Source organism: Epilithonimonas sp., from assembly GCF_056329745.1.
In genome coordinates this window covers 1-18,701 of record NZ_JBWEYV010000009.1, presented here as the reverse complement: position 1 = coordinate 18,701, position 18,701 = coordinate 1, and the positions used below count along the sequence as shown (strand labels likewise).

Below are 18,701 nucleotides of genomic sequence, written 5' to 3'. Positions count from 1 at the left end.
TTTTAGAAAAAATATTGTATTTTTGCACCCGAATTACATAATAATCATTAAACAATATTGGAATGTATTTAACAACAGAAAAAAAAGCAGAAATTTTCGCACAACACGGTAAATCTGCACAAGACACAGGAAGCGCTGAAGGACAGGTTGCTCTATTCACTTTTAGAATTAACCACTTGACTCAGCACTTAAAAGCTAACCACAAAGATTTTAACACAGAAAGATCTCTTGTAAAGTTGGTAGGTAAAAGAAAAGCTCTTTTAGATTATTTGAAGAAAAAAGATATCAACAGATATAGAGCAATCATCGCTGAATTGGGAATCAGAAAATAATCCCAAGCTTGCGCAAAAAATTAAAGCAACTCAATTTGAGTTGCTTTTTTTGTTTTTATAACAAAGAAAGCAACCCATCTCTGGATTGCTTTTCTAGTGCTATAATCACTTTTCAGTTACTTAAATGCCTCAATCGCTTTGTTGATCGCATCAATCTGTTGGTTGACGGTTGGGCTATTTGGGTTGTTTTTAAGAACTTCCATTTTCTTGGCAAGTCCGTCTTTCAGCATTTGTACAATCATCATTTTTACCTGCGGATTATCCGGTATTTGTGATTTGGCCTGAACAAGGACTTTGGTTACTTTTTCAGTGGCTTTCAGGTTGTCTGATGACATAATCCAGTTGTAGCCTTCCTCTGCGGATTTCCCCAGTGTAGGATTCTGGAATTTGATAAAAGGGTAGAAGGCAACCGTTGTTCCAATCGCTGGCATCTGCTTATCCGACTTATTTTTAACAATAATAGGCAATAGTTTCGAAATCAAATCTTCTGAAGCATTGTCCAAGTCAATTTTATCCAATAGGGCAGCTACTTTAGAAGGGTCAATTTCTGCAATGCCGGCCAGCGAAGAACCTTTTACAGCATTGGAAACACCACTCAAACCTTTTTCAAATAATGGGCTATATTTAGCATTTTTAGTTTTTGCCAAAGCCGAAATGGCTGCTGCCTGAACCAATGTTTTAGGATCATTGGATGCCAGTTTTTCAACTTCGGAAGTCAATGCTTTCGCCTGATCTGTATTGGATAGATCAATCTGTTCCAAAGCTTGTTCTCTGAGTCGGAAAAAAGGATCTTTCAGCGCTGAGGATAATAACTTTATCACCGCTGGATTTTTTGCATCCGCTTCTTTTACCGAAGACAATGCTCTGTAACGGCTCAAAAATTCTTTTGAATTGGTAAACTGCAACAGGTTTTGCTCCGGAGTTTTGGTTTCTGTAATGTCGGATAGCAATACGCCATCTGCATTGATGTTGATAAGATCCGGCGTTTTGGAAGAATCAAATGTAAAGGTATTTTTTCCCTTGGCATCTACCCAAACATTATATCGTTTTGGTTTCCCGTTATCATAAACATCAATAGCTAAAGGAAACTGAAATGGCAATTCTTGAGATTGGTTAATGGTTAAAGTAACTTGCTTTTTAACAGGTTCGTAGGTAGAAGTATAGTTCAGTTTTGGGTTTCCGCTACCAAAATACCATTGGTTAAAGAACCAATTGAGGTCTTTCCCCGAAACTTTTTCAAAAGAAAGCCGTAATTGGTGGGCTTCACCGTTTTGGTATTCATTGGTTTTAAGATAATCATTCATTCCCGCGAAAAAAGCATCGTCTCCCAAATAGTTTCTCAGCATATGTAGGATTCCCCCTCCTTTGTTATAAGTCACGGCATCAAAAACATCTTCGCGTGAAGCGTAATCGAACCTCACAAGATCTTTTTTAAATAATCCCGGATTATGGATGTAGCCGGAAAGGTCGCTCATCAAATGATAATCGGCGTTATCTTTTCCGTATTTATGTTCTTCCCAAAGATATTCTGAGTAATTGGCAAAAGACTCATTAACAGTTAAGTTGCTCCAGCTTTCTGCCGTTACCAGATCGCCAAACCAATGATGGAACAACTCGTGCGCAATGACATCTTCCCATTTGTTTTCATCAATAAGATCGCCCGGTTTTTGCTGTGCAGACTCGCCGTGTAGCGTTGCTGTGGTGTTTTCCATTGCTCCGGAAACATAATCGCGACCTACCATTTGCGCATATTTTGCCCAAGGATAATCGTAGCCTAGTTTTTTTGAATAGAACTCAATCATTTCCGGTGTGTTGCCAAAGATTTGTTTGGCATAAGGCTCATATTCTTTTTCCACATAGTAATCCACAGGGATGCTTCTCCATTTATCCTTAACCACGGCAAAATCCCCAACTCCCATAAAAAAAAGGTAGGTAGAGTGGCGCTTGTCCATTACCCAATGGTCGGTTCTCAGGTTGTTTCCTTCTTTTTTAGAATCTTTTAGAAATCCGTTAGACAGTGTTACATATTTGTCAGGAACAGTCATGTAGATTTCCTGAGTGGTTTTCTGATTTGGTTTATCGATGATAGGGAACCATGCGGATGAAGATTCGGTTTCTCCCTGAGTCCAGATTTGTGTCGGTTTATCAGGATCTTTGCCCTGCGCATTGATGAAATAAAGGCCTTTGGCATCATTGATGGCTGCACTTCCTTCCTGTTTCACTTCGCTTGGGCGGGCTGTATATTTGATATAAATCGTATAATCCTGATTTTTCTGATAGGTTTTATCAAGTGTAATTTTCAGCTCATCATTTTTATAATCAAATTTCAGTGGTGATTTTGAACCATTTTTGTCCAAAGCGACTTCGTGAATCAACATGCCTTTGGCATCCAGTGTCAGTTCGTTGGTCGCATAGAAAAATGGACTTGCTGTAAGCCATTCTTCTCCGCTCATCTGTTCTTTCTGATAATCGAAACTGACTTTCAGTTTGGTGTGTTTCAGTTCGGTAGTTTTGGTATGTGTTGCACGGTAAACCGCTTCTCTTCCCGAAGTTTCGGTTTGTGCAAATACGAAAGTAGAATTAAAAAATGCACCTAAGAACAGTGCGGCAATTAATATTTTTTTCATGTTATATGGAACCTTTTTTCTTTTAGTTTATATTCTATTAGTGCTCATTCTAAAATAATTGTTACAAAAAAAGCGAAGGTTGAGACTTCACTTTATTTTGTTTTATATCGCCACAGGGGCTTTGATTCCCGGATGAGGATTGTAATTTTCCAACGTAAAATCTTCAAAATCGAAATCAAAAATATCTTTTATTTCAGGATTGAGTTTCATAGTTGGCAAAGACTTTGTCTCCCGAGACAGTTGTTTCTTAACCTGGTCAAAATGATTATTGTAAATATGGACATCGCCAAAGGTATGAACATAATCACCTACTTCAAGCCCTGTAACCTGCGCCACCATCATTAATAGAAGCGCATAACTCGCAATATTAAACGGGACGCCCAAAAAAACATCCGCACTTCTTTGATACAACTGAAGCGACAATTTGCCATCCGCTACATAAAATTGAAATAATGCGTGGCAAGGGGCTAATGCCATATTTGGAATCTCGGCGGCGTTCCAGGCAGACACGATTAATCTTCTTGAATCTGGATTTTTTTTGATTTGTTCAATGACTTCAGAAAATTGATCGACCACTTTGCCGTCTGCACCGCTCCAACTTCTCCATTGTGCGCCGTAAACAGGCCCAAGATCGCCGTTTTCATCCGCCCACTCATCCCAGATAGAAACACCGTTATCTTTTAGATATTTGATATTTGTATCCCCCTTGATAAACCACAATAGTTCATAAATAATAGATTTAAGGTGCACTTTTTTGGTGGTTACCAATGGAAAACCTTTTGATAAATCATACCGTAACTGATAACCAAAAATACTTCTGGTTCCCGTTCCGGTGCGGTCTTCTTTATCGGTTCCGTTATCTAAAATATGTTGGAGTAAGTCTAGGTAATTTTGCATGGTGATGATGATTGACAGTTACAAAATACGGTATTTTTTACCAAATATTTTCAATTTTCTGATGGATGTTATTAATAGAAAACAATTCTTCTTTCCGTTTTCCACTCATTGCTTTTGCCAAAGGTGATTCGGGAGATATGCAGATGATTTTTTGATGATCAAAAATAATTTCGCCCAAAGAAACCGAAATGAAAAATAAGCCCCTTTGTGTTTTTACTAAAGCTCCCTTTTCTACTTTATCCGAAGATTTTCCAAGAATTGTTTTCAGAAAACTTTGCTGCTTTAGTATTTCATTCAGCTGAACCTGTATGTTGTTGATTTCCTGCTGCAGCATTTCTCTTCCCGTTTCATACTTATCACCCATAGAGCTTTTGGTGTCGTTGCTGGATGCGCGTGTTTCTGAAATAAGTTTCTCAAAATTCTGAACTTTTTCGGAAAGCTTTTGCCTAATCAGATTGATCAATTCTTTTTTATTCATTTGTTAATTTACTAAAGTCAATCCCAGTTTTCCCGCTTCAGCAATCACAAAATATCGGGCTTCGTCTTTATCATTTTTTATTTCGCCTTCCAAGATTGCTTCCTTCACTTTTTCTTTTAGGGTTCCAATTTCTCTTCCAGGTTTCAGGTTGAACATTTCCATAATTTCTTCTCCCGAAATAGGCGGTTGGAAATTACGCACATGATCTTTTTCCTCAACTTCTTTTATCTTCTGTGCTACATATTCGAAGTTCTTTTTGAAACGTGCTTGCTTAGAATAATTTTTGGTTGTGATGTCGGATTTGCAAAGCGTAAAAAGGTCTTCCATATCTTCCCCAGAATCAAACAGTAATCTTCTGAGTGCCGAATCCGAAGCGTCATCTGTAATCAAAGCAATAGGTCTGGCGTGCATTCTTACCATTTTCTCAACATACTTCTGTTCGTTTCCCAGCGGAAGTTTCAGACGTTTAAAAATCGTTTTGATTAATTTGGACCCTACAAATTCGTGACCGTGAAAAGTCCAGCCTGTTCCTTCCACAAATTTTTTGGTAGGCGCTTTCCCAATATCGTGAAGCAAAGCTGACCAACGCAGCCAGAGTTTGTCTGTGCTTTTCGAGATGTTATCAACTACTTCCAGCGTATGATAAAAATTGTCCTTATGCGTTTGCCCATCAATATCCTCGATGCCTTTTAGGGCAATGAGTTCGGGAAGGATGTAATTCAAAAGTCCGGTTTCTTCTAGTAATTTTAAACCTTTTGATGGTCTTTCGGATAGCATTATTTTGTTAAATTCCACCATAATGCGCTCCATAGATACTATTTTCATCCGCTCCGCTTCTTCTTTGATTGCTTTGAGCGAGTTATCTTCGATTTCGAAATCCAAAGTCGTAGCAAAACGAATAGCACGCATCATTCTCAAAGGATCATCCGAATAAGTTTGATGTGGTTCTAGCGGTGTTCTAAGAATTTTGTTTGCCAAATCCTCCATTCCTCCGAATGGATCAATTAGTTCCCCAAAATTATCATTATTGAGAGAGATTGCCATTGCATTGATTGTGAAATCTCTACGCTTTTGGTCGTCTTCCAACGTTCCAATTTCAACACTCGGCTTCCGCGAATCCTCGCTGTAGCTTTCTTTTCTGGCGCCTACAAATTCCAGCTCTAGGTCTTTGTAACGGAACATCGCTGTGCCGTAGGTTTTGAAAATCGCCACTTTTGTCTTGGGATCGATTTCTTTGGCGATGCTCTCGGCAAGCGCTATTCCGCTGGATTCGGTGACGAAATCAATGTCGGTTGGTGCTTTTCTTTTCATTAATAGATCCCTTACGAAGCCACCAACTGCATACACGGATTGTCCGTTTCTGTCAGCAACTTCAGAAATGGTTTTGAAAAGTCTGAGGTTTTTATTTTGATTAAGATTGATAAACATTGTGGTTGTCAGTTGTTGGTTGAGAGTTATTATTTTTTTATCTCTCACTCATCATTTGTTGCAAAGATAATTCTTTTAAAAAAAGTTTCTACATGCGCAGCTGCGTAAGGGCGAAAGGCATTGTTGGAGCTCTCCCGATAAAACTTTGCAAAGTTTTATCGGGAAGCGACTGCCTGTAGACCGACCCGCTTGTCCATTAAGGACAAAGGGTTACGCCCAAATTTTTGAAAATCAAGACTTTTTGTCTTTTTATTTAGTTTTTTGAGTTAACTGCCGGACAAATTGCTATGAAAAAAGATGAGGTACTATTTTTGAGAATTACAGGATTACAAAAAGTAGTTTTTTTTCATAGTTTATTTTTCCGGCGGATGGTCTTTTAGAAGGGCATCCGCCGGTTTTTTATTCGCGGAGGATTTTGATTTGGTTATTGTTCCAAACTTTGATAACAGATGATCCCGTGTATTTGGAAACAGTGTCGTGTTGTTCTTTAGAAATATAGTCTACCTCAGTTTTGATTGCATTGGAGATGTCTGAAAATTTGATGGGTGATTTTTCCCCACTTAGGTTAGCTGATGTGGAAACCAAAGGCTTATTGAGTCCGCTAATCAGTTTTTGGCAGTACTGATTTTTGACAATTCTAATGCCGATACTTCCATCTTCTGCCAACAGTTCAGCAGGTAAACCTTTTGGGTTGTCGTAAACTATGGTAACCGGTTTTTCGCTGAGATCAATGATTTGCCAGGCCGCCTCTGGCACATCCACAAGTTCCTGCAGTCGTTTTTCGGATTCTACCAATATAATGAGGGATTTGTTTCTTTCCCTTTTTTTGATTTCGAATATTTTTTTTACAGCTTCTATATTGGTAGCATCGCAACCAATTCCCCATATGGTATCTGTGGGGTAGAGTAGCGTGCCCCCTGCCTTTAGAATTTCTATATCTTGTGAAATGTCCATTTGTAATTAAATTTTGGGGAAATTTTAAAATTAACATTCAGTTAAACTTGTATGTTGCTCATTATTAGAAATCTGCAATAAATAACTGGTTTGAGACTTAAAAAATTCCTATTGCAAATTTAACAATTAATGAACAAAGGTTTAAAAAATATTAATCTATTAAGCTTAATTTAATATTACTTAAAGTTTGTTAAAACTTAATTAAAAAATGTTTAAAATTTAGGATACAAGCGGAGAGCTTTCCAAAGTATTTCTTTACGCCAAATAAAAATTAAGAGAAAAATGGAAATTCACCAGACCTATCGCAAGGTTTACATAGCGGCAGCATTTCTATGCAGCACTTTTATTTTTGCACAAACCCATGTATTGGAAGGTAGGGTTTTAGATGACAAAGATAATTCTCCTGTAGAAGGGGTTATGGTTAGTATTAATGACAAACAGGTCACAACCGATGTTTCCGGTAATTTCTCTGTTTCTCTTGATCCTAAAGTTAGTTACACTTTAAAAATCAGCAATGCCCAATATCAGAGCAAAGAGATTTCTGATGTTTTTGTAAATGATGAAAATACGCATTTGGATATATTGCTTCACAGATTAGAGACTAAAGAATCCAATATAGAAGGTGTTGTAATAAAATCAAGTGCAAAAAAAGAGTCCATTGCCTCAACTATTGCAATACAAAGAAATTCTGCAGTGGTTTCTCAGGTTATTGGGGTAGAAGCCATCAAAAAAAGCCCAGACAGAAATACGGGTGAGGTTCTTAAAAGAGTCTCGGGAGTGAGTTTGATGGATGGTAAATATATTGTGGTAAGAGGACTTTCTGACCGTTATAACCAAGCGATGCTGAATGGCATTCAGCTTTCCAGTACAGAACCGGATAAAAAAACATTCTCGTTTGACCTTTTCCCGGCGAACGTTATAGAAACTTTGGTCATCAACAAAGCATTCATCCCAGAATATACAGGAGAATGGGCTGGTGGTTTGATTCAGGTTAATACCAAAGATATACCTAGCAAGAATTTCTTCAATATGCAGTTGGGTGTTGGTGCCAACAGCATAACCATCAACAGAGAGTTTGCCATCCAGAAATCTGGTAAATATGACTTTCTTGGAATTGATGATAAGGGAAGAGCCTTGCCAACTGGGTTTCCTACTAAAAATGCATTCGGAGTTCTTACCGAAGCTCAAAAAACCGAGTTCGGAAAAGGCTACGTAAGGAATTTTAATTATAATAATTTGAGTTGGCCAGAGAATCTATCTTTGCAGGCTGACGGTGGTTTCAATACCAAGCTTTTCGGCAAAGAACTAGGCGTGATTGCTGTTCTCAATTATAGTAATCTTAAGAGAAGAACCGAGACCAAAAACCGCTTTTTTACCATCAATGATCAAAATGCCGATGTCAACTTTGATTATAATACAGATAAATACAGCAACGAAGTTGTTTTGGGTGGTATGTTGAATCTATCCTTAAAACTGAATTCCAATAACAAAATTTCCTTAAAAAATATCATTACACATACTGGCGTTAATCACGTTTCGCTCCGTACAGGTAAAGATTTTGAGTTTGATCCCATCAATGGTACCAACATTATTGCAAGGGAATTGGGTTTTAAAGAGACAACTTTTTATAATTCTACCATCAACGGTAATCATAAATTCGCGGGGCTCAATCTGAACTGGTACGGAAGTTTCGGAATCTTGGATCAATATGTACCTATGTTGCAACGTTTGCAATATAATCAATATACAGATCTCCAAGGAAGTCCTTATCTAGCATTGATTTCTAACGGTTTGTCCCAAAAATCTGGAAGTTTCTTCCACTCCAACTTGAACGATTATCTTTATAATGCTGGTGGAGATTTATCAAAATCATTTGAAATTTTTGGACAGAAACAAACGATAAAGGGTGGTTATTTGTTTCAGGTAAAAGATAGGATTTACAACGCAAGACCGTTCTCTGTACAGTTGCAAGGGTTTAACCAGACGCTTCTTTCTCAGCCTTTTGAAACTATTTTTAACCCATCCAATTTTGGCAGCGGCAGCAATCAATTTACTTTTAACGAGATTGCAGGAAACCAATACCGATACATTGCGAATACAATACTTAACGCAGGATTTTTACAATTAGACAATAATATTACCGATTGGTTGAGAGCGGTTTGGGGCGTGAGGGTAGAAAATTTTGATCAGCTAATAGGCAGTACAAAAAAATCTGATGACCGTTTTGTGTATTCAAAAGTGACAGATTTTCTTCCTGCGTTGAATCTTACATTCAAACTTAATGATAAGATGAATGTGCGTTTGGCAGGTTCACAAACTGTTGTAAGACCAGAGTTCCGGGAACTATCACCTTTGGCTTACTACGATTTTGATCTCGGTGCTACGGTAATAGGAAATAAGGATTTACAAAGGACTAAAATCACCAATGCCGATTTGAGATGGGAATTTTATCCAAGAACAGGAGAAATCATCTCATTGGCAGGTTTTTACAAAAATTTTAAAAATCCAATCGAAGTTTACTTTAATCAATCTGGTGCAGGGACCAGTAATACCTTTAACTTCCTGAATGCCGAAAAAGCCAATGCTTACGGAGCGGAATTCGAGTTTAGAAGAAAATTAGATTTCGCCAGTTTTTTACAAAATTTTACTGCAGGAGGTAATTTTTCTTACATCCATAACCGCGTAACAGATACCAAAACCAATACAAACCGTCCTATGCAAGGGCAATCTCCTTACACGGTGAATGCAAGCTTGCAATATGATAACAGCAAGTTGGGACTTTCTTCTACCGTGCTATTTAATGTAATTGGACGTAGGATATTGTATGTAGGAAACGAGCAGGTACCACCAATTTGGGAAGCGCCAAGACCGCTTTTAGACTATCAAATCGCCAAAAAAATATGGAAAAATAAAGGCGAAATCAAATTAAATATATCTGATATTCTTAATCAAAGAGCCAAATTTTATCACGATTTGAATAATAATGAAAAGTACGACAAAACAGATGCTTTAGCTATCGAGCGGCTTACAGGAACCAATATCAGCTTAACAATAGGCTACAGCTTTTAAAATTAAATAATTAAATAATATCTAAATAAAATGAAACTAAACAAAACTCTAATCAGTCTTTTAACGGTAGGCGTTATAGCTTTTTCAACTCATTCTTGTAGAAAAATTGAAGAAGACGGCGAAGTGATAACTCAGGGTGGTACAGGAAATGGAACAACAGAAAACTTGATTCTGTCTGGTAAAATAACCTCTAACCTTACTTTGAAGGCCAACAATACTTATAAATTAAGAGGATTGGTTTATGTTACCAATGGTGCTACATTAACCATCGAACCAGGAACCAAAATAGTAGGTGAAGCAGATAAAAATGGTGGATTGATCATCACTAGAGGTTCAAAAATTATGGCAGAAGGAACGGTTAATAATCCTATTATTTTCACATCAGAAAAACCAGTTCCTAAGCGTGGCGATTGGGCAGGCGTTGTACTTTTGGGTGCTGCACCTACCAATTCTTCCTACAATGGCCAACAAGGTATTGGCGAGATTGAGGGTGGTATCAACAACGCTGCCGGTGACGGACTGTATGGTGGAACCAATGCGGCTGATAACAGCGGTGTTTTAAAATATGTAAGGATAGAGTATGCTGGTTATGCCTTCTTACCGGATAAAGAAATCAACGGACTTACTTTCGGTGGTGTTGGAAATGGAACAACTGTAGATTATGTACAGGTTTCTTATGCTAATGATGATAGCTTCGAGTGGTTTGGTGGTACGGTTAATTGTTCGCACCTTATTGCATACAAAGGTTTGGATGATGACTTCGATACAGATAACGGTTTTTCCGGAAAAATACAATTTGGTATTGCTGTAAGAGATCCATTGGTTGCAGACGTTTCTGGATCCAACGCATTTGAATCTGATAACGACGCCAACGGTTCTCCTCTTACGCCACAAACATCAGCAGTATTCTCCAATATGACCATTATTGGCCCTATTCAATCTACTGCTACTACTACCAATGCAGCAAACGTTAATACTTTGTTTCAGCATGGTGCACAGATCAGGAGAAACTCAGCAATGTCATTATTTAATTCAGTGATTATGGGTTATCCTTTGGCAGGCTTGTTTATAGATGCTACGAAGGGAACAGCTACTGATGCTAACATTACCAACGGAAAATTAGTATTCCAGAACAATATCATTGCGGGATGCCCTGTTCCATTGAAATATGGAGCTTCTGGAACACCAACTGGTTTCAATTTGGCTGCTTTACAAACTTATTTTGATGCCAATAAAAATTCAATCTTGGCTTATGGCTCCGATGCAAAAATTGTAGGACCTTGGAACCCCGCAGGTACAACACCTAATTTCGCTCCAGCGTCTGGCTCTCCATTATTGACGGGAGGCGTTTTTACTAATCCTTTATTGGCTGGTTTTACACCTGTAACTTATAGAGGTGCTGTTAAAGATGCCAACGATTTTTGGTATGCAAGTTGGACTAACTTTAATCTTTAAGCATTAATTCATATCAAATCAAATTTTTCAAAGAGAATCCCCTAGAACTTTTTCTAGGGGATTTTTGGTTTTTATACTTTAAGTCAGTGGTTTTTTATACAATATTGACAAACCTCATTCTTCTTGCTGAATTTTATTCAAAATTCAATTGCAGCATATTCGGCCTATTTTAAAATAAAGTTCAAAACATTTTCTCTGCTATAATAAAACATTTCACGAAATTTGCCAAACAGCAAATATCAAACACCAAATCTATACTAAAATGAACATTCTTCTCGCATCCACATCTACACTCTACGGCGAACAATATCTGGAATATCTTAAACCTGAGCTTATCCAATTATTCGATGGCATTGATGAAATCATTTTTATCCCTTTCGCAAGGCCAGGTGGCATTTCCCACGACGATTATACCGCAAAAGCAGAACAGTTTTTTGCAAGTATTAATATCAAGGTCAAAGGCCTACATACTTTTGAAGATCAGACAGAAGCCATCTACTCTGCCAAAGCATTTTTCACAGGTGGAGGCAACACTTTCCTTTTGGTGAAAACTTTGCAAGAATTAGGTCTGATGAATATCCTGAAATATAATGTGGAAGATGGAAAACCTTATCTAGGATGTAGCGCAGGTAGCAATATCGCCGGTGTTAATATGAAAACTACTAATGATATGCCGATTGTTTACCCACCAAGTTTCGATTGTATGGGCTTGGTTCCTTTCAATATCAACGCGCATTATCTGGATCCCAATCCCGAAATCAAACATAACGGAGAAACTAGGGAAACAAGAATCAAGGAATTCCTGACTCAGAATGACACCAAAGTTATTGGCCTGAGAGAAGGTAACTGGATTAGGAAAATCAATGAAAAAACAACGGTTGAAGGGTCTCAAATGACTAGGATTTTCGAAAAAAACAGAGAGCCTTATGAGGTTGAACCCGGAACGGAATTATAACATGGCACCGTTATGAAAAATAAATTGACCTTACTTTTAATAGGCATTTCTTCCTTTTGTGTGGCTCAGAATAATTTTGTGATTCACGATGGATCCAAACGATTAGAAGCCAAAATCTCTGTAGAAAATTGTGAAGGCGATACCTGTAACGGAAAAGGAACCGTCACTTTGATAGACAAAAAGACAAAACAGCTTGTCCAAACTTTGCATTCCGATGATCTTTATTTTTATCTGAACAAAAACCAACAGCCAAGTGTCAATGTCATACAGCTGTACAATGAGCAAAGTCCACTTATCTTTGATGATTTCAACTTCGATGGTTCTGAAGATCTTGCGGTAAGAAATGGTAACCAGAGTAGTTATGGTGGCCCTTCGTATGATGTTTACGTTTATAATACTACCAAGAAACAATTGGTACTTAGCCAAGAATTGACTGCATTGGCCTACGAAAATCTCGGGATGTTCCAGACAGATCAAAAGAGGAAACGGTTGATCACATTTGCAAAATCCGGCTGCTGCTGGCATATCACTACCGAGTACGCGGTGATTCCCAGAAAAGGCCTGCATAAAGTCTACGAGCTGGAAGAAGATGCCCAAGGCGGCGAATTCGTAAAAGTGATTACTCGGCAACTCGTTAACCACAAATGGGTCAGCAAAACAAAACAATATAAAATCAAAGATTATTATAAAGATTAAAGAATGAAAATCCAAAAAGAAATCGATTTTATCCTCGCTGTAGATGCGCTGAAAAATGTCCAAAGAAGGAATTACAATGCCGATGATTCTCGCCGGGAAAATACCGCAGAACACAGCTGGCAAATCATTATCATGGCTCAGATCCTATATCCATATGCTAAAAATAATAATGAAATCGACTTGTTGAGGGTTATCAGGATGTTATCCATCCACGATCTGGTTGAGATTCACGCAGGTGATACATTCCTGTTTGACGAAGAAGCAATGAAGGGGAAATTTGAAAGGGAAAAGGTGGCTGCTAAAAAGATTTTTGGGATTCTGGATCAGCAGATGGCGGATGAGTTTTATAACCTCTGGATCGAGTTTGAAGAAGAAAAAACACCCGATGCTATTTTTGCCTGCGCCATAGACAGGATTATGCCGTTTATCCTCAATTCTTACACATCCGGGAAAAGCTGGACAGAAGCCGGCGTTACAGAAAAACAAGTCCGTAATATGTTGGAAAATGCTATTTGCAGGGCTTCAGACGAGATGGGAGAGTGTTTCCGGGATCTGCTCTCCAAATCTATTGATGAGAAAAAATTGCAAGTGTAAAAATTTCTTATTCTCTAATTTAAAACAAACTTAACTGAATCCCATCATTGGGTTTCATCGGCTTGGCATCCCCAAAAACGGTTTTGCCACCAAAACGCCAAGAATTCTGTCTTTCTTCTTCTATGACTTTTTCAAGGCTAAAATCTGGGGTAAAGTTTTCTTCAGTCCTCAATGCAATTTCATGTAGTTTTTTGATCGCCATGCTTTTATCCTGATTTCCGAGTTTCGACTTTTCTATGCCGGTTCGCAGGATAGAAATGGTCTCGTCATACGTTTTTGTGGGCACAGGAAAGGGATGTCCGTCTTTGCCACCGTGCGCAAAGGAGAACCTTGCAGGATCTGTAAAACGTGACGGTGCGCCGTGAATCACTTCACTTACCAGAGCCAGAGACTGCATTGTTCTGGGGCCAACACCTTTCAACATCAGCAGGTCTTCAAAGTTTTCTGGTTCGTTTTCCCTTGCCAGCCAAAGCATGTTGCCTAGTTTCTTCATGTCGACATCGCTCGCCAAAACCTCGTGATGAGCAGGCAAAATCAAGCGTTGAAAGTCCTGCATCCACTTCTCAGAATCCGTTTTTGTGATGTCAAGAATGCCGTTTCTGTTGGTTTCTGCATCGGCAGAAGTCAGGTTGAGAATTTTTCCCCGATTAACTCCCGAGATGCCGGTATGTGGCTCATTCACAAAAGAAATTACGTTTTCGGATAGCCAGTGGTAACGCCTTGCTGTTCCATCAAAATCGTGCATCCCTTGCTGAACGACCGCCCAATTCCCTTGATCTGACAGAATAAAATTATGCAAATAAAGCTGGTAACCATCTTGTATTGCTGTATTATCAACCTTTGCCGAGAGTTTGCTGCAGCGCACCAGCTCATTGCCATCCAGGCCGGTAGAATCTGCTATTTTTATTAATTCTTGGGGTGCTTCCCGGGAAAATTTGCCTTTCCCGCCTGCAATATATATCCCCAGCGTTTTATAATTGGGGTTGATAGCACGTTTCAGCGCACCCATGACAGAGGTGGTAATCCCCGAAGAATGCCAGTCCATACCCATAACGGCGCCAAAGCTCTGAAACCAAAAAGGATCTGCTAGCCGCCTCAGCACTTCATCTTTGCCATAATCAGCAAGGATGACTTCTACAATGGCAAGCCCAAGTCTGGACATGCGCTCGTATAGCCATGCAGGAACATGGCCGTAATGTAAAGGCAGATCGGCAGTTCCGGAACGTTTCATTTTTATTTTTTTACTGCTCTCAAAAATAGTTAAAACTATGCACTTTATTGCATTTTGCTTTAGCTTCTAAAAAAAATTATCTTTATTGTAAGATTTCTAGGATAAATCATGGTCATTATATTAAAGGAAAAACACTTAGTGTCGGTAGTTTGATATATAACATACCGTTTTGATATATTTGAGAGTGATATAAATTGAGATGCAGGATCCTGTTATTTTAGATTGTTTAATAGACGGATTGAAATAATAAAAAGGGTTGTACCTGGTGTCTAATATGATGCATATTGATAAACCTATTCTTACTTATATAGATTTTTATGATGATTTTTTACAGATTGAAGTTTTTCTTTTTTATCTTTTTTTCAGTATTTTTTTTCGCTCAGCAAAATTTAGATGCAAAAAAATCTAAAAACTATCTGTATTATAAAGCACTTGTAAATTCTACTATTAAAGATTATGCCTCAAACTCGGAAGAATTACTAAAAAATTCACAAACCGATGAAGAGAAATCATTTGCCAACTATATTGTCGGAAGTTCCCGATATCGAGATGGACTTTATCTTCAAGCGGTACATTATTTTGAAAAGGCCGAAGAGTATGGGAAAAAATCAAACTCAATTGAGGTTCAGTTAGGTTACACAAATAATCTGATGATGGCATACCGAAGAGCTGGACTTTTGGAACAATCCAATGATACTTGGGAAAGGTATAAGATGTTGAATAATAAATCTAATAACCCGTATAAAGAAGCCGAATACTATTACAATATTTCTAAAATATATGATATTGATGAAGACTATTGTAAAGCTTCGGAAGCAAGAAAGAAATATCTGAGTTTAGTACCACGTGACATTCAAAAGAAGGATCCGGATTATATTTTTGCTGTTTATGCCCAAAATGCATTTGTGCAAATGAAATGTGGAAAACCTGATGAGGCAGCCCAAAGCATAAAAAAAGCAGATGTAACTATCAAAAATGTTTCAGAAAAAAGCAACTCATCTTTGTATGAAATATATGAATTGGCGAGTGCTATGCTTGCATTAAAGTACGGTGAAACTGCAAACTAATTTTGAATGAACGTTTAGCTGCAAAAATCGATTCTCCAGAAGAACAATTGTCTTTATTAAAAGAAATAGAAGGAATTACAAAAAAAGAAACACTTAGTACACAAAAACTCACAAAATACGAGACAAAAAAAACAAAAATGCAAATCCAGAAAGAAAAGAACAAAACTACAACATGGGTGACGGTTAGCACATTTTCTTTCGTAGCCATTATTATTCTCTTCTTGTTTAATCGAAATAAAAATAAAAGGGTTCAAATCGCATATGAAAAAATAATTGAAGGTTTATCTAAGAAAAATAATCCAAGTAATGATCCTAAGATTATAAGCTCAGGAGAAAACAAAGAGCTTGAAAATGAAGGCAAAATTTTAAAGCAATTAGAAATACTGGAGCAGAGACATTTTTTCACTAATAATAATATGTCTGCAGCCCAAATGGCAGTTATGCTTAAAGTTACACCACGAAATCTAAGTTATTTATTAAAAAAATACAGGGATGAGGATTTTTACAATTATCTGAACAATGTGCGAATTAACTATTTTTGTAAAATCCTATGTGACAATTCTCAATATAGAAATTATAAAATTTCGGTTCTTTCTGAAATGGTTGGATATAATTCGCACAGTCAGTTTACTATTAATTTTAAAAATAAAACTGGAATTACGCCATCACAGTACATCTTTTTTTTGAAAAAGGAATCGCAAAGTAGTTTTCAAAAAATATTATAAGAAAAACTTTTTTTTTTGTTTCAAAGCATAGTAACCATTTGCTTGATACTCAAAAAGTAAAAACTCTATTTTACAAAACAGAGTACTTAATAATCAATTAGTTAATGATAATTAGTGTTTTAGTTTAAACGATAAAACAAAACTCTTTTGCTTTTGAATTAAGTTTTGATGCTTTTTTTTTGTGATAACAAAAACTAATAATTTTCAAGCACAAATGATTATTTCTAAACTTAAATAGTATTAAACATCTAGTTTTACGAAATAGATGTTTAATACTAATTTTTTTTAATATCTTAATAGATAGGATTATTCTTCCCATTATTTTCAATTCATTTGAGATATTGTGTTGCGAAGACATAAAAAGTGTTGGGTAAACAGGGACTTATAGCCGCACAGAACATTTGTTTTCTTGAAAAATTGCTAGTCTACCACCGATTATTTTGTTGAAAGATTAGAAGCATTTTTTCAAATTGATATGAAACATTTAAAAAGAAAACATTTATTTCTATTATTACTTGTTTTATTACTCTCCTGTAATAAAAAGGAACTCGATTCACAAAAATCATTAAAATTTAAACATTATGTTGAGTTGTTAAAACAAAACGTACCCAATAATTATGAGTGTGCAGAACAGTTATTTAAATATGCACAAACTGATTATGAGAAATCTTATGCCAATTACATTATGGGTGATATAATGTACAAGGAAAGTAAGTATAAAATGTCAGTGGATTATTTTGAAGCTGCAAAAAAATATGGGAAAAGTTTAGATTCAATTGATTTAAAGAGATATTATACAAATGGCTTAGTGTATTCATATCGGAGAGCTGGCTTGATTGAGCAATCAAACGAAGCTTGGGAGCTTGGAAAAAAATTAAATAAATATTCTAAGGATAAATATACAAATGCCGAGTACTATTACAATTTATCTAAGTTATATGATATTGATGAAGATTATTGTAAATCAGCAGAAGCAAAATTACAGTACTTGCGGTTGGTTCCAAAAGAAATTTATAAAGTTAACCCAAATTACATCTTTGGCGTTTATTCTCAATTAGCATTTGTTCAAATCAAATGCGGAAAATTGGAGGAAGGTGAAAAGAGTTTACAAAAAAGCTTCAATTTAGTACAAGATCAAGGCTTGCTTAAAAATTATTCATTGTATGAATTATACATTCTATCAAGAGCATTACTTGCCGTAAATAGTCAAAATATTAACCTTGCAAAAACGCTCTTTACCGAAGGATATAATAGCGCGAATAATCATAAATCTCTTTTATTGAAAAAATTAATTTTGTCCGAGCGCTTAGAGGCAAATATAGATACTCACGAAAATCAAATTGCTTTTTTAAAGGAAGTGGATAAAATTAGTCATATTGAAAAGGAATCTACTAAAACGTTGACCAAATATGAGACTTTAAAGTCAAAGGTAGAAATTAGGCAAGAGCAACACAAGGCTGTAATTTGGCTTATTGTAAGTGCAAGTTTAGTTTTTGGTCTAATTTTGATTTTTATATATAACCATCATAATAACAGGAAGCTAAAGATAGCCTACGAAAAAATAATTCTTAATTTAGATCAGAAAAAAAACGAAAAGCAAAATGCTAAGGTTTTCAGCATGGGTAAGTGCAAAGAGATTGAAAATGAGGACAAAATTGTAAAACAATTGGAAATATTGGAACAAAAGCAATTTTACATTGAGCAAAATATGTCTGCGGCAAAAATGGCAGTTTTACTTAAAATTACGCCAAGAAATCTTAGTTATATTTTAAAAAAATATAGAGATGAAGATTTTTATAATTATCTGAATAATATGAGAATCGATTATTTTACTTTAGTAATTTGCAACAATCCAAAATACCGCCGATACAAAATTGCGGTTCTTTCTAGTATGATAGGGTATAGTTCTCATAGCCAATTCACAATTAGTTTTAAAAATAGAACCGGAATTACACCATCTCAATATATTTCTCTTTTGCAAAAGGCCTCTGATGAATAATTTTGAATTTTTAGTATAAAAGAACTTTTATATTTACAATACTATCACAAATTTATTGAAAGAGATTTTACAAATTAGTAGTATTGTTAATCAGTCTTTTATGTCTGTTTTTTTATTTTTGCGTGAGCGTTAATACAAAATCTGTAATCTCACCCATCTTAGGCACACTCAAAAGTAGAGTTTTTTGTTAATAA

Annotated in this window: 15 protein-coding genes; 9 read left to right on the top strand and 6 right to left on the bottom strand. The window is 36.5% G+C overall.

Features of this window, described 5'->3' with window-relative positions; translation table 11 throughout:
- Nucleotides 1–62 precede the first annotated feature (62 nt).
- Entirely contained in the window at nt 63–332 is a 270-nt protein-coding gene (gene rpsO, locus AC00Y6_RS08180; RefSeq protein WP_474490133.1) for a 30S ribosomal protein S15, read from the top strand.
- Nucleotides 333–448: 116 nt separating this feature from the next.
- On the opposite strand, the gene AC00Y6_RS08175 is transcribed toward rpsO, so the two are convergent.
- From AC00Y6_RS08175 to AC00Y6_RS08155, 5 genes are all read right to left on the bottom strand, one after another.
- Entirely contained in the window at nt 449–2,959 is a 2,511-nt protein-coding gene (locus AC00Y6_RS08175) for a M1 family metallopeptidase (RefSeq protein WP_474490132.1), read from the bottom strand.
- A 102-nt stretch (nt 2,960–3,061) separates the two neighbouring features.
- Entirely contained in the window at nt 3,062–3,856 is a 795-nt protein-coding gene (locus AC00Y6_RS08170) for a thymidylate synthase (protein ID WP_474490131.1), read from the bottom strand.
- A 37-nt stretch (nt 3,857–3,893) separates the two neighbouring features.
- Nucleotides 3,894–4,334, bottom strand: a complete 441-nt coding sequence (locus AC00Y6_RS08165; RefSeq protein ID WP_474490130.1) for a hypothetical protein — start codon at nt 4,332–4,334, stop codon at nt 3,894–3,896.
- Nucleotides 4,335–4,337: 3 nt separating this feature from the next.
- A complete protein-coding gene (locus tag AC00Y6_RS08160; RefSeq protein ID WP_474490207.1) occupies nt 4,338–5,762 on the bottom strand; it encodes a CCA tRNA nucleotidyltransferase in 1,425 nt (474 codons plus the stop codon).
- Nucleotides 5,763–6,161: 399 nt separating this feature from the next.
- Nucleotides 6,162–6,716 (bottom strand): L-threonylcarbamoyladenylate synthase, encoded by a 555-nt coding sequence (locus AC00Y6_RS08155; protein ID WP_474490129.1) that lies wholly within the window; start codon nt 6,714–6,716, stop codon nt 6,162–6,164.
- A 282-nt stretch (nt 6,717–6,998) separates the two neighbouring features.
- Here AC00Y6_RS08155 and AC00Y6_RS08150 point away from each other — a divergent pair, with 282 nt between their 5' ends.
- From AC00Y6_RS08150 to AC00Y6_RS08130, 5 genes are all read left to right on the top strand, one after another.
- Nucleotides 6,999–9,785, top strand: coding sequence for a TonB-dependent receptor domain-containing protein (locus AC00Y6_RS08150; RefSeq protein WP_474490128.1), 2,787 nt, complete (start codon nt 6,999–7,001; stop codon nt 9,783–9,785).
- 30 nt (nt 9,786–9,815) lie between these two features.
- The gene (locus AC00Y6_RS08145; protein ID WP_474490127.1) at nt 9,816–11,240 is read left to right on the top strand and encodes a hypothetical protein; all 1,425 of its coding nucleotides are present in this window, start codon (nt 9,816–9,818) and stop codon (nt 11,238–11,240) included.
- A gap of 262 nt (nt 11,241–11,502) precedes the next feature.
- Nucleotides 11,503–12,195 (top strand): dipeptidase PepE, encoded by a 693-nt coding sequence (pepE, locus tag AC00Y6_RS08140; RefSeq protein ID WP_474490126.1) that lies wholly within the window; start codon nt 11,503–11,505, stop codon nt 12,193–12,195.
- Between the two features lie 12 nt (nt 12,196–12,207).
- Nucleotides 12,208–12,891, top strand: a complete 684-nt coding sequence (locus tag AC00Y6_RS08135) for an XAC2610-related protein (protein ID WP_474490125.1) — start codon at nt 12,208–12,210, stop codon at nt 12,889–12,891.
- A 3-nt stretch (nt 12,892–12,894) separates the two neighbouring features.
- Nucleotides 12,895–13,485 (top strand): HD domain-containing protein, encoded by a 591-nt coding sequence (locus AC00Y6_RS08130; protein ID WP_474490124.1) that lies wholly within the window; start codon nt 12,895–12,897, stop codon nt 13,483–13,485.
- 19 nt (nt 13,486–13,504) lie between these two features.
- Here AC00Y6_RS08130 and AC00Y6_RS08125 read toward each other — a convergent pair whose 3' ends face one another.
- On the bottom strand, nt 13,505–14,716 hold the full coding sequence (locus AC00Y6_RS08125; protein WP_474490123.1) for a DUF763 domain-containing protein: 1,212 nt from the start codon (nt 14,714–14,716) through the stop codon (nt 13,505–13,507).
- Nucleotides 14,717–15,033: 317 nt separating this feature from the next.
- On the opposite strand from AC00Y6_RS08125, the gene AC00Y6_RS08120 reads away from it, so the two are divergent.
- The 3 genes from AC00Y6_RS08120 (at nt 15,034) to AC00Y6_RS08110 (ending at nt 18,507) form a co-directional block, all read left to right on the top strand.
- Entirely contained in the window at nt 15,034–15,783 is a 750-nt protein-coding gene (locus tag AC00Y6_RS08120; RefSeq protein WP_474490122.1) for a tetratricopeptide repeat protein, read from the top strand.
- Between the two features lie 2 nt (nt 15,784–15,785).
- Nucleotides 15,786–16,508 carry a helix-turn-helix domain-containing protein gene (locus tag AC00Y6_RS08115; protein ID WP_474490121.1) on the top strand — a complete coding sequence of 241 codons (723 nt, stop codon included), beginning with the start codon at nt 15,786–15,788 and terminating at the stop codon, nt 16,506–16,508.
- A gap of 475 nt (nt 16,509–16,983) precedes the next feature.
- The gene (locus AC00Y6_RS08110; protein ID WP_474490120.1) at nt 16,984–18,507 is read left to right on the top strand and encodes a helix-turn-helix domain-containing protein; all 1,524 of its coding nucleotides are present in this window, start codon (nt 16,984–16,986) and stop codon (nt 18,505–18,507) included.
- Nucleotides 18,508–18,701: the final 194 nt, after the last annotated feature.